Origin of the sequence: Variovorax saccharolyticus (assembly GCF_030316765.1) — a bacterium.
GTDB lineage: Bacteria > Pseudomonadota > Gammaproteobacteria > Burkholderiales > Burkholderiaceae_C > Variovorax > Variovorax saccharolyticus.
Map to the genome: position 1 here is coordinate 159,014 of NZ_JASZYT010000007.1, position 12,907 is coordinate 171,920.

At 68.7% G+C, this 12,907-nt stretch carries 13 protein-coding genes; 8 read left to right on the top strand and 5 right to left on the bottom strand.

From position 1 onward, the window contains the following. Window position 1 precedes the first annotated feature (1 nt). Entirely contained in the window at window positions 2-1,456 is a 1,455-nt protein-coding gene (locus QTI45_RS21400) for a GntP family permease (protein WP_286655821.1), read from the top strand. A gap of 7 nt (window positions 1,457-1,463) precedes the next feature. Here the strand turns inward: QTI45_RS21400 and QTI45_RS21405 are convergent, their stop codons facing one another. The 5 genes from QTI45_RS21405 to QTI45_RS21425 all read right to left on the bottom strand — a co-directional run bounded on the left by QTI45_RS21405 (window position 1,464) and on the right by QTI45_RS21425 (window position 5,029). After that, the gene (locus tag QTI45_RS21405) at window positions 1,464-1,682 is read right to left on the bottom strand and encodes a hypothetical protein (RefSeq protein WP_286655822.1); all 219 of its coding nucleotides are present in this window, start codon (window positions 1,680-1,682) and stop codon (window positions 1,464-1,466) included. 163 nt (window positions 1,683-1,845) lie between these two features. Beyond that, a complete protein-coding gene (locus tag QTI45_RS21410) occupies window positions 1,846-2,481 on the bottom strand; it encodes an ATP-binding cassette domain-containing protein (protein WP_286655823.1) in 636 nt (211 codons plus the stop codon). 4 nt (window positions 2,482-2,485) lie between these two features. Continuing rightward, window positions 2,486-3,244 (bottom strand): ABC transporter ATP-binding protein, encoded by a 759-nt coding sequence (locus tag QTI45_RS21415; RefSeq protein ID WP_286655824.1) that lies wholly within the window; start codon window positions 3,242-3,244, stop codon window positions 2,486-2,488. Continuing rightward, on the bottom strand, window positions 3,241-3,984 hold the full coding sequence (locus QTI45_RS21420; protein WP_286367974.1) for an ABC transporter ATP-binding protein: 744 nt from the start codon (window positions 3,982-3,984) through the stop codon (window positions 3,241-3,243). Before QTI45_RS21420 ends, QTI45_RS21415 begins: the two co-directional genes overlap by 4 nt. After that, complete coding sequence (locus tag QTI45_RS21425) at window positions 3,971-5,029, bottom strand: branched-chain amino acid ABC transporter permease (RefSeq protein WP_286655825.1); 1,059 nt, start codon at window positions 5,027-5,029, stop codon at window positions 3,971-3,973. The genes QTI45_RS21420 and QTI45_RS21425 overlap by 14 nt, the downstream gene beginning before the upstream one ends. Before the next feature lie 98 nt (window positions 5,030-5,127). On the opposite strand from QTI45_RS21425, the gene QTI45_RS21430 reads away from it, so the two are divergent. The 7 genes from QTI45_RS21430 to QTI45_RS21460 are packed head-to-tail and all read left to right on the top strand — an operon-like array spanning window position 5,128 to window position 12,698. Then, on the top strand, window positions 5,128-5,991 hold the full coding sequence (locus QTI45_RS21430; protein WP_286655826.1) for a MurR/RpiR family transcriptional regulator: 864 nt from the start codon (window positions 5,128-5,130) through the stop codon (window positions 5,989-5,991). Further along, window positions 5,988-7,925, top strand: a complete 1,938-nt coding sequence (locus tag QTI45_RS21435) for a bifunctional 5-dehydro-2-deoxygluconokinase/5-dehydro-2-deoxyphosphogluconate aldolase (RefSeq protein WP_286655827.1) — start codon at window positions 5,988-5,990, stop codon at window positions 7,923-7,925. Before QTI45_RS21430 ends, QTI45_RS21435 begins: the two co-directional genes overlap by 4 nt. An 18-nt stretch (window positions 7,926-7,943) precedes the next feature. Beyond that, window positions 7,944-8,849, top strand: coding sequence for an NAD(P)-dependent oxidoreductase (locus tag QTI45_RS21440; RefSeq protein ID WP_286655828.1), 906 nt, complete (start codon window positions 7,944-7,946; stop codon window positions 8,847-8,849). A gap of 27 nt (window positions 8,850-8,876) precedes the next feature. Further along, window positions 8,877-10,196, top strand: coding sequence for an ABC transporter substrate-binding protein (locus tag QTI45_RS21445; RefSeq protein WP_286655829.1), 1,320 nt, complete (start codon window positions 8,877-8,879; stop codon window positions 10,194-10,196). An 18-nt stretch (window positions 10,197-10,214) separates the two neighbouring features. After that, window positions 10,215-11,144 (top strand): branched-chain amino acid ABC transporter permease, encoded by a 930-nt coding sequence (locus QTI45_RS21450; protein WP_286367980.1) that lies wholly within the window; start codon window positions 10,215-10,217, stop codon window positions 11,142-11,144. Next, the gene (locus QTI45_RS21455; RefSeq protein ID WP_286655830.1) at window positions 11,137-11,895 is read left to right on the top strand and encodes an SDR family NAD(P)-dependent oxidoreductase; all 759 of its coding nucleotides are present in this window, start codon (window positions 11,137-11,139) and stop codon (window positions 11,893-11,895) included. Before QTI45_RS21450 ends, QTI45_RS21455 begins: the two co-directional genes overlap by 8 nt. A 5-nt stretch (window positions 11,896-11,900) precedes the next feature. After that, window positions 11,901-12,698: an SDR family NAD(P)-dependent oxidoreductase gene (locus QTI45_RS21460; RefSeq protein ID WP_286655831.1), complete on the top strand. Its 798-nt coding sequence runs from the start codon at window positions 11,901-11,903 to the stop codon at window positions 12,696-12,698. Window positions 12,699-12,907 lie beyond the last annotated feature (209 nt).

Here is a 12,907-nt window from a genome sequence, read left to right on the forward strand (position 1 = left end):
CATGGGACTCGCAGGGATCTTCCTCGGCCTCGGCCTCCTGATCTGGCTCTCCTACCGGGGCTGGAGCGTGCTGGTGCTGGCACCGGCCGCGGCGCTGATCGCCGCGCTGTTCGCGGGCGAGCCGCTGCTGGCCCACTGGACCCAGACTTTCATGGGGTCGGCGGCCGGCTTCCTGGCCCAGTTCTTCCCGCTCTTTCTGCTCGGCGCGGTGTTCGGCAAGCTGATGGACGACAGCGGCTCGGTCCAGACCATCGCCCGCTTCATGACCGAGAAGCTGGGGCCCAAGCGGGCCATGCTGGCCGTGGTGCTGGCCGGTGCGCTGGTCACCTATGGCGGCGTCAGCCTGTTCGTCGCCTTCTTCGTGCTGGCGCCGATGGCTCAGGCGCTGTTCCGCGCCGCCAACATTCCGGCGCGGCTGATGCCGGCCGCGATCGCGCTCGGCACCTCGACCTTCACGATGTCGGCGCTGCCCGGCACGCCGGCAATCCAGAACGCGATCCCGATGCCCTTCTTCGGCACCACCGCCTTCGCGGCGCCCGGGCTTGGCGTGATCGCCTCGGCGATCATGCTGGGCTTCGGCATGTGGTGGCTGCGGCGCGCGGAGGCCAAGGCCCGCGCGGCCGGCGAGAGCTTCGGCATCCAGAACGCCGACGCCCACGTAGACGCCGCGGAAGATCCGGTGGTGCGCGAGCGCGCCACCACCGCCGGCAGCTTCGACCCGTCCGAGGTCCAGCAGGGCCAGCACGGCAGCAGCCAGCCCGGCATCGTGGTGGCGCTGATGCCGCTGGTGGTGGTGGTGGTGGTCAACCTGCTGATGGCGCTGGTGGTGCTGCCGCGCATGGACACCGACTACCTCGCCGAGGCCCGCTTCGGCGGCATCGGCCTGGCCAATGTCGGCGGCGTCTGGGCGGTGCTGGTGGCACTGGCCGCGGCGATGGCGGTGCTGGTGGCGCTGAACTGGAAGCGCCTGCCCTCGCTGCGCGCCACGGTCGATGCCGGGGCCAACGCCTCGGTGCTGCCGGTGGTCTGCGTGGCCAGCCTGGTGGGCTTCGGCGCCGTGGTGGCCGCGATGCCGGCCTTCGAGATCGTGCGCGAATGGGTGCTCGGCATCGGCGGCGGACCGCTGGTGTCGCTGGCGCTGTCCACCAACATCCTCGCCGCCCTCACCGGCTCGGCCTCCGGCGGCCTGACGATCGCGCTCGACGCCCTGGGCGGCACTTTCATGGAACTGGCCGCCACCACCGGCCTCGATCCGGCGCTAATGCACCGGGTGGCCGTGATCGGTGCCGGCACGCTCGACAGCCTGCCGCACAACGGCGCGGTCGTCACGCTGCTCGCGGTCTGCGGCACCAAGCACCGGGAGAGCTATTTCGACATCGTGATGGTCGGCATCGTGGGCGCGCTGATCGCCCTGATCGCGGTGATCGTGCTCGGGACGGCGTTCGGATCGTTCTGAAGCTCTGTCAGCCCACCCGCCGCCGCAAGCTCCCGAGATGGAGCTCGGACGGGGCCGCGAGGCGGCGCGCATAGGCCGCCTCGGCCTCTTCCAGGGCTTCGCAAAGGCAGTTCAAGGCCCGCACGTCCTCCAGGCCCGGCGGCGTCCCGCTGCCGCACATGAAGTCGCCGAGGGCCTCGATCATCTCCTCCCGGGCCGCGGCCACCGCCAGACGGCAGCGCACCATCTCGCCCCGCAGCTTCGCCAGCTCTCCTCTTTTCGACCGATGCACGGAATCCCCCGTTTGCCAATTGGAGTACTTAGGTATTAGCAAACGATACGGCCATCAGGGGCCGGGGTCCATATGGCTTAGGCCCTATCCGTTACGTGCAGTAGCAGTTTGTTTCAATTCAAGCGCACTCCTTGCCCTGCGGGGCCGCCGCCGCGCCGAGGTAGGCGCGCACCCGTTCGTCGCCCATCAGCGCATCGAAGTCCGGCAGCTGCGTGACCCTGCCCTTCTGGACGAAGATGAAGCGCTCGCAGCTCTGGCGCAGGATGTCGATGTGATACGGCTCGTTGGGATGCAGGCACAGGAACACCAGCCGGCCGCGGGACTTGAGCGAGCGGAAGAAATCCAGCATGAAGCCGATATAGCCGTCCTGGGTGTTGAACTGCGGCTCGTCGAACAGGTGCACCAGCGGCGAATCGCTCGCCGCGCGGTCGAGCATGAAGTTCGGCCGGTTGCGCTGGAACGAGCGCAGCTGGTAGGACTGGTGGTAGTGGATCGCGAGCCGGTCGCGCTCGCGGGTTCGCACGCGGTGGATGTCCTGGCCGTTGACCAGCACCCGGCCGGCGCTCGGCAGATTGCTGCCGGTCATCAGCTCGAACAGCGTGGTCTTGCCCGAGCCGTTGGGCCCCAGCACGCCGACCACCGCCGGCCGCGCGACCTCGAAGTCGGCGTTGAGATCGAAGGTGACCTGCGGCCGCAGCAGGCCGCGGACGTATTGCTTGGCGATGTTCTCGACCCTGAGCAGCGGTGGGTTCATGCCGTCATACCCCCAACAGTCGAAGACGCAGCGCGGCGTCGCGGCGCAGCGCCTCCGCCGGGCCCTCGTGGACCACCGTGCCCAGGTTCATCACATAGACGCGGTCGGCCACCTCGAGCGCGCTCTGCACGTTCTGCTCGACCACCAGCACCGCGACGCCCTCGGCCTTCAGCCGCGTGATCGTCTTCATCACGTCCTGCACCACCTTCGGCGCCAGGCCCTGGCTGGGCTCGTCGAACAGCACCAGTCCCGGCGAGCCGAGCAGCGCGCGCGAGATCGCGACCATCTGCATCTCGCCGCCCGAGAGGTTCTCGCACTCGCGGTGCATCAGGTACTCGAGCGCGCTGAAGATCTCGAAGCACTCCTTCTCGCTCCAGGCGCGAAAGCGCGACTTCTTGCGCGCGATCGCGAGGTTGCGCGCCACGGTCAGCGTCGGGAAGATGCGCCGGTCGTCCGGCACCCAGCCGACGCCGGCCCGCGCGATCTCGTGCGTCGAGGCCCGCGTGATCTCGCGCCCGTCGAAACGGATGCGGCCCGCGCGCGCCGGCGTCAGGCCGAGGATCGAGCGCAGCGTGGTGGTCTTGCCGGCGCCGTTCGGCCCCAGCAGCGCCACCACCTCGCCGGCGCCGACCCGCAGCGAGACGTCGAAAAGAGCCTGGGTCTCGCCGTAGAAAGTGTCGATGCGGTCGATGGACAGCAAGGCCTGCGCCGGGCGATCGAGGGCGGCAGGCGGTTCGCGCAGTTCGGATACGACCGCGTTCATGCGAGCACCCCGAGGTTGGACCGTGCCACCCATTCGTTCTGCCGCAGTTCGTCCGGCGTGCCCTGCGCGATCACCTGCCCCCAGTGGATCACCGAGATCCGGTCGGCCAGGCCGAACAGGAATTTCATGTCGTGCTCGATCACCATGATGGTCAGGTGCCGGCGCAATTGCGCCACCAGCTCGGTCAGGCGTGCGGTGCCCTCGGCGCCGAGGCCGGCGGTCGGCTCGTCGAGGAACAGCATGCGCGGCTCGGCGGCCAGCGCGACGCCGATCTCGAGCGCGCGGCGCTCGCCGTACGACAGGCTGCGGGCCTGCGCGCGCTCCTTTCCGGCCAGCCCGACGCGCGCCAGCACCGCCGCCGCCAGTTCCTGCGCCCGGCTGTCCGCGCCCAGGTCGCGCCAGGGATTGAAACCTTGCCGGCGCACTTGCGGCGTCGCGATCAGGACGTTGTCGAGCGCCGAGTAGTCGTCGAACAGGTTCATGATCTGGAACGAGCGCGAGATGCCCCGGCGCGCGATCTCGCGCGGCGCCAGGCCCGTGATGTCCTGGCCCGCGAAATGCACGCTGCCGCGGTCGGGCCGATAGCGCCCGGTGAGCACGTTGAAGCAGGTGGTCTTGCCGGCCCCGTTGGGGCCCATGATGCCGACCAGCTCGCCTTCGTCGCAGCCCAGCGTGATGTCCTCGAGCACCACCTGGTCGCCGAAGCGCTTGGACAGGCCCCGGGCTTCAAACAGCTTCATCTGCGCCTCCCTGGACCAGTGGCACCGGGCCGCCGACCGCGGCGTTCGGGCTCCTAGACGCCGGCGGCGGCCGTCGCCGTCGCGCTTCCATCCAGCCCTGCCAGATGCCCGCGATGCCGTCGGGCTTGAAGATCACGAGCGCCATGAAGAGCAGGCCATACCAGAGCAGCCAGGTCTCGGTGTAGACCCCGAGCAGGTCGCGCGCCAGGATGAAGAAGGCGGCGCCGATCACCGGTCCCCAGAAGCTCACGAGCCCGCCGCCCACCAGCACCATCATCACGACGAAGCCCGAGTTGTGCAGGCTCATCACGTTCGGGTAGGCCGACTGCTGCGCCATCGCGAACAGCGCGCCGGCCAGGCCCGCCACGCCGGCCGACAGCGTGAAGGCGAGCCACTTGTAGAGCCAGACGTCGTAGCCCACGAAGGCGGCGCGGGTCTCGTTCTGCTTGATCGCGCTGAGCACCCGCCCGAGCGGCGAATGCACCAGCCGCCAGAGACCGACGAGCACCAGCCCGAACACCGCCAGGCAGAAATAGAACAGCGCGTTGTTGTCCGCGAGGCTGAACGAGACGAAGCCGAAGTCGGCCGGCAGGCGCTTGATGTTGAGCAGGCCGTCCTCGCCGCCGGTCACGGTGTGCCACTTGTTGGCGATGAACCAGAACACCTGGCCGAAGGCGATGGTCAGCAGCGCGTAGTAGATGCCGCGCCGGTGCGAGATGAACAGCGCCACCAGCGCGCCCAGCGCGGTCGCCACCAGCACCGCGCCGACGAGGTCGAACCACAGGTTCGGCCAGACCTTGAGCTGCAGCAGGCCGAAGGCATAGGCGCCGATGCCGAAGTAGGCGCCGTGGCCGAAGGAAGGCAAGCCCGTGAAACCGAGCAGCAGGTTGAAGCCCAGCGCGAACATCATCCAGATCATGATTTCGAGCGCCAGGTACTGGTAGAGCCCGACCTGCGCGACCCACAGCGGCGTGGACAGCAGCAGCCCCAGCGTGAGGACCAGGGGCGCGGGGAACAGGGCGGCGCGGCCGGCGGCGAGGTGCATGAAGTTCCGTCTCCGAATATTTTCAAGGACCGTTGGACAAAACAGAATGTACGTTCTATTATTTAAACATTCAAGAACATTCATTCTATTTCTTGCACATGGACCCGATCGCGAACTACGAGCAGCTGAAGACCCGCATCGCCGATGCCTACCCCGGCATGTCCAAGCAACTGCAGCGCATCGCGCGCTATGCGCTGGAGCGCCCTGACGATCTCGCGCTGGGCACGGTGGCGGCCATCGCCGAGAACACCGAAGTCCAGCCCTCGGCCATGATCCGCTTCGCCAACGCGGTCGGCTATGGCGGTTTCTCCGAGATGCAGCAGGTCTTTCGCGGCCACCTGGTCGAACGCTCGTCCAGCTACCGCGAACGCATCGTCGAGATGCGGCGCAAGCAGAACCACGATGCGCAGGCACCGGCGGGCGTGCTGCACCAGCTGGCGAGCGACTCGGTGGCCGAGCTGGGCCAGCTCGAGGACATGGTGCGCGAGGCGGAGCTCAAGGCGGCGGTCGAGCTGATCGCCGGCGCACCCCATATCCACGTGCTGGCGCAGCGCCGTGCCTTTCCGGTCGCCGGCTACCTGGCCTACGCGCTGAGCCAGCTCGAACTGCGCACCCACCTGCTGGACGGCGCCGGCGGCATGCTGCGCGAAAGCCTGCGCTCGGTGGCGCCGGGCGACCTGCTGCTGGTCGCCAGCTTCAGGAACTACTCGCCCGAGGTGCTCGAAGCGGCCCGTCAAGCCAGCGCGCAGGGCACGTCGGTGGTCGCGATCACCGACGGGCCGCTGTCGCCGCTCAAGGCCTCGGCCACGGTCTGCTTCGAGCTCGCCGACGATTCGTCCAAGCCCTTCCGCTCGCTGGTCGCGCCGCTCTGCCTGGCACAGGCGCTGGTCGTGAGCACCGGGCACCTGCTGGCCGAGCAGGCCGGGCGCAAGCCGGCTCCATCGAGAAAGAGGAAAGCATGACGCGTCCCTTCGATCTGGTCTGCATGGGCCGCGCGGCGGTCGATCTCTACGGCGAGCAGGTCGGCGGCCGGCTGGAGGACATGCTGAGCTTCACCAAGTACCTCGGCGGCTCGCCGGCCAACACCGCGGTCGGCGTGGCCCGGCTGGGCCTCAGGCCGGCGATGCTGACCCGCGTGGGCGACGAGCACAACGGCCGCTTCGTGCGCCAGGCACTGGCCGCCGAAGGGGTCGACGTGAGCCAGGTCAGGACCGACCCGAAGCGCCTGACGGCGCTGGTCTTCCTCGGCATCCAGGACAAGGAGACTTTCCCGCTGGTCTTCTACCGCGACAACTGCGCCGACATGGCGATCGACGAGGCCGACGTCGACGCGGCGCCGATCGCCTCGGCCACCGCCCTGCTGCTGTCGGGCACGCACCTGTCGCAGCCGCAGAGCGATGCCGCCTGCCGAAGGGCGGCGCAGCGCGCGAAAGAAGCCGGCACCCGCGTGGTGCTCGACATCGACTACCGGCCGGTGCTCTGGGGATTGACTTCGCCGGGCATGGGCGAGCAGCGCTTCGTGCCCTCGCATCAGGTCAGCGCCCACCTGCAGACCCTGATTCCCGCCTGCGACCTGGTGGTCGGCACCGAAGAGGAGATCCACATCGCGGGCGGCAGCTCCGATACGCTCGCCGCACTGCGGCGGCTGCGCGAACTCACGCGGGGCACGCTGGTCGTGAAGCGCGGGCCGATGGGCTGCGTGGTGTTCGACGGCCCGATCCCCGATCGGCTCGACGACGGCCTGCGGGGCCCGGGCTTCCCGGTCGACGTCTACAACGTGCTGGGCGCCGGCGATGCGTTCATGGCGGGCTTTCTTCGCGGATGGCTCAAGGACGAGCCGCTCGAGCGCTGCTGCGCCTACGCCAACGCCTGCGGCGCGCTGGTGGTGTCGCGCCACGGCTGTGCGCCGGCGATGGCCAGCTGGGAGGAGCTGCAGCACTTTCTCGCAGTCGGCTCGCACACCCGGCGCCTGCGCGAGGACCTGGCGCTCGAACACCTGCACCGCACGACGACCCGCACGCGGCACTGGGGCGAGCTCGGCATCCTGGCCTTCGACCACCGCGTGCAGTTCGACGAGCTCGCCGAGCGCCACGGCGCCGACGCGCAGCGCATCGAGGATTTCAAGCGCCTGGTGGCCGAGGCCGCACGGCGCGTGGCGCAGGCCGACACCGGACCCGCCCGCGGCCTCGAGGCCGGCATGATCCTCGACAGCCGCTTCGGCAGCGACATCCTGCCGACACTCACCGCCAGGGGCTGGTGGGTGGCGCGCCCGGTCGAACTGCCGGGCTCGCGGCCGCTGCGTTTCGAGCCCGAGCTGCCGCTGATGCAGGAATTGCGCAGCTGGCCGGGCGAACACGTGGTCAAGTGCCTGGTCAGCTACCACCCGGACGACCCGCAGCCGCTGCGCGCGCAGCAGCTGCTCTACCTCGACGAGCTGCAGTGCGCGAGCGTCGCCACCTTCCACGAGTTCCTGATCGAGGTCATTCCGCCGCGCGAACAGCCGGCCGACGACAGCACCCTGGCCCGCGCCCTGCAGCAGATCTACGAGGCCGGCATCCGTCCGGACTGGTGGAAGCTGCCGCCCGCCGGCTCGGCCGAGGCCTGGGAACGCATCGCCGAGGTGGTCCGCAGCCACGACCCGCATTGCCGCGGCGTGCTGCTGCTGGGCCTGGAGGCCAGCGAGGACGAGCTGCGCAACGGCTTCGAGGCCGCGGCCCCGCATCCGGTCTGCCGCGGCTTCGCGGTCGGCCGCTCGATCTTCGCCGAGGCGGCGGCCGGATGGTTCGCCGGCCGGCTTTCCGACGCCGCGGCGATCGACGACATCGCGCAGCGCTACGCGCGTCTCATGCGGCTCTGGCGCGAGGCGCGCGCCGGCCACACCACCAGCCTGGCTTGAACTCTCGGAGACATTCAAATGACGACCAAAAAAATCGGCTTCATCGGCATCGGCATGATGGGCCACGGCATGGTGAGGAACCTGCTTGCCAAGGGCTATCCGGTGAAGCTCAAGGCGCATCGCAACCGCGCCAGGCTCGCCGACCTGCTGGCGGCCGGCGCGACCGAGGCCGACACCCACGCGGCCACCGGGCAGGACGTCGACATCGTCTTTCTCTGCGTCACCGGATCGCCGCAGGTCGAGGAGATCGTCTACGGGGTCGACGGCCTGCTCGGCGCCGCGCGTGCGGGGCTGATCGTGGTCGACTGCTCCACCGCCGAGCCCTCGTCGAGCGCCCGGGTCCGCGCCGATTTCGCGGCTCGCGGCGTCAGCTTCATCGACGCGCCGCTGGCGCGCACGCCGAAGGAAGCCGAGGAAGGCCGCCTCAACACCATGGTCGGCGCCGATCCCGAAGACTTTCGCACCATCGAGCCGGTGCTCAAGGCCTTCTGCGAGAACATCTTCCATGTCGGCCCGCCGGGCCACGGCCACGTGCTCAAGCTGGTCAACAACATGATGGCGATGAGCTTCGCCAGCTGCATCGCCGAGGCCTTCGCCGTGGCCGCCAAGTCGGGGCTCGACCTCAAGCGGTTCTACGACGTGGTGTCGGCCGGCGGCGTCAACTGCGGCATCTTCCAGATGATGACCGCCAAGACGCTGACCGACGGCACGGTCGACGGCTTCAAGTTCGGCATCGCCAACGCGCAGAAGGACTTGCGCTACTACACCCACCTGGCCGAAAGCCTGCCGGTCTCGAGCTTCATGGGCGAGGCCACGCACCAGAGCCTGGTCCAGGCCGTGAACCTGGGCTTCGGCGACAAGCTGATCGCCTCCCTGTTCGAGGCCCAGGAAAAGATCAACGACGTGAAGATCGTTCCGCGCTAGACCCATCCACCGCAGGAGACAAGCACCATGAAAAAGATCGACCCCGCCTCCGATTCACGCCGCGCGCTCCTCAAGGGTGCCGGACTCGCGCTGACCGGCGCCGGCCTCTACGGCGTGGCGCCGTTCATGGGGCCCTGGAAGCACAACCGCGTCTGGGCCCAGGCGGCCCAGAAGAAGCCGCTCGTGATCGGGCTCACGATGGACACCTCGGGCATGTATGCCGCCTCGGGCGGCGAGGAACGCCTGGGCGCGATGATGGCGATCAAGGAATTCAACGACCGGGGCGGCGTGCTGGGACGGCGCATCGAGGCGATCCACATCGACACCGAGACCACGCCGGCCACCGGCTCGCGGGTGGCCGAACGCATGATCACGCGCAACGAGGCCGCCTTCCTGATCGGCGCGGTGCACTCGGGCGTGTCGAACGCGATCTCGCAGGTGGCGCAGAAGTACGGCACGGTGTTCTTCAACACCAACTCGAGCTCGCCGACCGAGGCCGGCAAGGACTGCCACCGCACCAAGTTCGTCTGGGACGGCAACGGCACCAATTTCTCGAACGCGATCGTCAAGAACGCGATCGCCACCAGCGGCCGCAACTGGGTGCTGCTGACCAACGACTACGTCTGGGGCCACAACACCTCGAAGGCCACGCGCGCGATCGTCGAGGCCAACGGCGGCAAGATCGTCGACGAACTGCTGGTGCCACAGAACACGCGCGACTTCTCGTCCTACCTGCTGAAGCTGCAGCAGCTCAAGCCCAACGTGGTGGCGACGGCGGTGGGCGGCGACGACATCAAGGCGCTGCGCCAGCAGGTGGTGCAGCTCAAGCTCAACGAATCGATGGCCTGGATCAACAACCAGCAGGACTGGCCCGATGTCTACGGCCTCGGGCCGGAAGCGATCTTCGGCGTCTTCGGCACCACCTGGTACTGGCGCCTCGACCTGCCGGGCGTGAAGGAGTTCGTCGCCGCCTACCAGAAGCAGTACCCGGGGATGGCGATCCGGGTGCCCGGCAACGTCTATCACAACACCTACATGGCGACGCGCGAACTGCTGCGCTGCTGCGAGGAGGCCGGCACGGTGCAGAACATCGCGGTCATCAAGAAGCTGGAGGGCCGCAAGATGACGGCGGCCGACCGCCTGCAGCACTACGACGCCTGGATGGACGCCGACACCCACCAGTGCCAGCAGACCATCTACATGGCGCGCTACAACGACAAGCCGGCCGAGAAGGACGACATCTTCAAGATCCTGACGCAGGCCAACCCGAAGGACGTGATGGACAAGGATGCACCGGCCGCCTGCAAGCTAGAGAGCTACGAGGCCACGCCCAGCTACGACGTCTGACGCCGCGGCACGCACCCGATGGACTTCCTGTTCCAGCTCCTTCCCCACCTGGTCAACGGCATCTCGCTGGGGCTGCTGTTCGCGTTGATCGCGCTGGGCTTCATGCTGATCGTGGGCGTGATGGAGACCATCAACCTCGCGCACGGCTCGCTGTTCGCGCTCGGCATGTACGTGGCCTTCTTCATCGTCGCGCCGACGCTCGGGCTCCTGCCCGAAACGCAGGCCGCCTACATGGCGCTGCCGATCGAGCTGCGCTATTTGTTCGCGCTGGTGCTGGCGCCGGTCTTCGTCGGCCTGTTCGGCATGCTGCTCGAGCTGTGCATGCGGCGCACCTACGGGCGCGACCCGCTCTACGGGCTGCTGCTCACCTTCGGCGCGGCGCTGGTGATCGAGGAAGGGATCCGGCTGCTGTGGGGTTCGTCGGAAAAGCAGCTGCAGCTGCCGCAGGCGATCTCGGGCGCGCTGCTGGTGGGCGACCTGATCTACTCGCGCTACCGCTTCTTCGCCAGCGCCTTCGCGGTGCTGATGATCTTCCTGCTCTGGCTGTTCCTCCAGAAGACGCCCTACGGCGCGATCATCAAGGCCGGCGCCCACGACAGCGAGATGGTGCGGGCGCTGGGCATCAACCTGAAGCGGCTGCGGCTGTTCGTCTTCGGCCTGGGCGTCGCGCTGGCTGCCATCGCGGGCGTCGTGATGGCGCCGATCTGGGGCATCCGGCCGCACGTCGGGGTCGATGCGGTGGTGCCGGCCTTCCTGATCATCGTGCTCGGCGGCGTCGGCTCGCTGTGGGGCGCGGTGATCGCCGGGCTGATGGTCGGCATGGTGGTCGGCCTGACCGGCTCCTACGCATCGGAGTGGTCGCTGATGTCGATGTACCTGCTGTTCATCGCGGTCGTCACCTTCCGCTCGCGCGGACTGTTCGGAAAGAAGAGCGTGCTCGATGTCTGAAGCCTCGAACAAGCCCTTGCAGGGCAAGGTGGCGCTGGTCACCGGCGCGGCCGGCACCATGGGCCTGGCCGCCACCCGGGCGCTGCTCGACGACGGCTGCACGGTGGCGCTGGTCGACTCCCACCACGAACGCACGCTGGCCATCGCCGAGAGCCTCGGCGGCGACGCCCTGCCCTTCTGCTTCGACATCAGCGACCCGGACGCGGTGCGACAGGGCCATGCGCGCATCGCGGCCTCGGCCGGGCCGGTCGACATCCTGGTCAACAACGCCGGCATCCTGTCGAACAACAAGGTCGAAGCCACCGATGCGGCCGAATGGCGCCGCGTGCTGGCGGTGAACCTCGACGGCGCCTTCTACCTGTCGCAGCAGGTGGTGCCGGCGATGAAGGCGCGGCGCTCGGGCCGGATCATCAACACCTGCTCGCTGGCCGCCAAGACCGGCGGCCTGACCGCGGGCACCGCCTATTCGGTCTCCAAGGGCGCGCTGACCTCGCTCACTTTCTCCCTGGCGCGCGAACTGGCATCCTTCGGCATCACGGCCAACGGCATCTCGCCGGCCTACGTGAGGACGCCGATGATCACCGAACAACTCAGCGAGGCGCAGCGCCAGGCGCTGCTGAAGGACATCCCGGTGGGACGCTTCTGCGAGCCCGAAGAATTCGCGCACGTGGTGCGCTTCCTGGCTTCGCCGCTGGCCGGCTTCATCACCGGCGAGGTCATCGACCTCAACGGCGGCCTGCTGATGGACTGACCCGCATGGACAACCCGACGCCCCGCACCCTGTCCAGCCTGTTCGGTCTCGAAGCCAAGGCCGCCTTCGTCCCGGGCGGCTATGGCGGCATCGGCGAGGCGATCGCCTGGGCCATGGCGCAGGCCGGCGCCCGGGTGGCGGTCGCCGGGCGCGACGGCGACAAGGCTGAAGCGCTGGCGGCCTCGCTGCGCGCGGCGGGCCACGACGCGCTCGGGCTGGCCATGGACGCGCATTCGGTCGCTGCCACGCAGGAGGCGGTGGACGCGGCGGCCCGGCATTTCGGGCGGCTGGACATCCTCATGAACTGCATCGGCATCCAGCGCGAGCAGAGCCTGCTCGAGGTCACCGAAGAAGCCTTCGACGAAGTGACGCAGGTCAACCTGAAGGCGGCGATGTTCCTGGCCCAGGCAGCGGCCAGGCACCAGATCGCGGGCGGCCGGGGCGGCGCTCAGGTGCACTTGCTGTCGGTGCGCTCGCGCTTCGGCCTGCGCGGGCGCGGCTACTCGGCCTATGCGAGCACCAAGGGAGCGCTGGTGATGCTGATCCGCCAGCACGCGGCCGAACTGGCGCCGCACGGCATCACGGTCAACGGCATCGCGCCGACGGTGGTGCGCACCGGGATGGCGCGCCATTGGCTGGACAACCCCGCGACGCACGAGCAGCTGCTGGCGCGCATCCCGCTGGGCCGGGTCGCGGAACCGGCGGACATCGCCGGCACGGCGGTCTATTTCTGCGCCCCGGCGGCGGCCTATGTGACCGGACAGGTGCTGTACCTCGACGGCGGCATCACGGCCACCCAGTAGCCGCGGCGCCGGCGCCCTGCAGGGGGCCGCGCCCTTTCCTAGAATCAACCGGTTCGCGCCGGTTCCGCCTTATCCGGAAAAGCCCGCCAATCGCCCGCAAACCCGCATGGGGACTGGTGAATAAGCTTATCCGCATAAGGCGCGAACCAAAAAATAGTTTGTTTCCATAAGGCTGGCTTTTACATTCCACGCTCGCTTTGACGTGCGGT

Coding starts and splice junctions, on each gene's coding strand:
- QTI45_RS21400 (WP_286655821.1), top strand. CDS start 2: ATGGGACTCGCAGGGATCTTCCTCGGCCTCGGCCTCCTGATCTGGCTC.
- QTI45_RS21405 (WP_286655822.1), bottom strand. CDS start 1,682: ATGGTGCGCTGCCGTCTGGCGGTGGCCGCGGCCCGGGAGGAGATGATC.
- QTI45_RS21410 (WP_286655823.1), bottom strand. CDS start 2,481: ATGAACCCACCGCTGCTCAGGGTCGAGAACATCGCCAAGCAATACGTC.
- QTI45_RS21415 (WP_286655824.1), bottom strand. CDS start 3,244: ATGAACGCGGTCGTATCCGAACTGCGCGAACCGCCTGCCGCCCTCGAT.
- QTI45_RS21420 (WP_286367974.1), bottom strand. CDS start 3,984: ATGAAGCTGTTTGAAGCCCGGGGCCTGTCCAAGCGCTTCGGCGACCAG.
- QTI45_RS21425 (WP_286655825.1), bottom strand. CDS start 5,029: ATGCACCTCGCCGCCGGCCGCGCCGCCCTGTTCCCCGCGCCCCTGGTC.
- QTI45_RS21430 (WP_286655826.1), top strand. CDS start 5,128: ATGGACCCGATCGCGAACTACGAGCAGCTGAAGACCCGCATCGCCGAT.
- QTI45_RS21435 (WP_286655827.1), top strand. CDS start 5,988: ATGACGCGTCCCTTCGATCTGGTCTGCATGGGCCGCGCGGCGGTCGAT.
- QTI45_RS21440 (WP_286655828.1), top strand. CDS start 7,944: ATGACGACCAAAAAAATCGGCTTCATCGGCATCGGCATGATGGGCCAC.
- QTI45_RS21445 (WP_286655829.1), top strand. CDS start 8,877: ATGAAAAAGATCGACCCCGCCTCCGATTCACGCCGCGCGCTCCTCAAG.
- QTI45_RS21450 (WP_286367980.1), top strand. CDS start 10,215: ATGGACTTCCTGTTCCAGCTCCTTCCCCACCTGGTCAACGGCATCTCG.
- QTI45_RS21455 (WP_286655830.1), top strand. CDS start 11,137: ATGTCTGAAGCCTCGAACAAGCCCTTGCAGGGCAAGGTGGCGCTGGTC.
- QTI45_RS21460 (WP_286655831.1), top strand. CDS start 11,901: ATGGACAACCCGACGCCCCGCACCCTGTCCAGCCTGTTCGGTCTCGAA.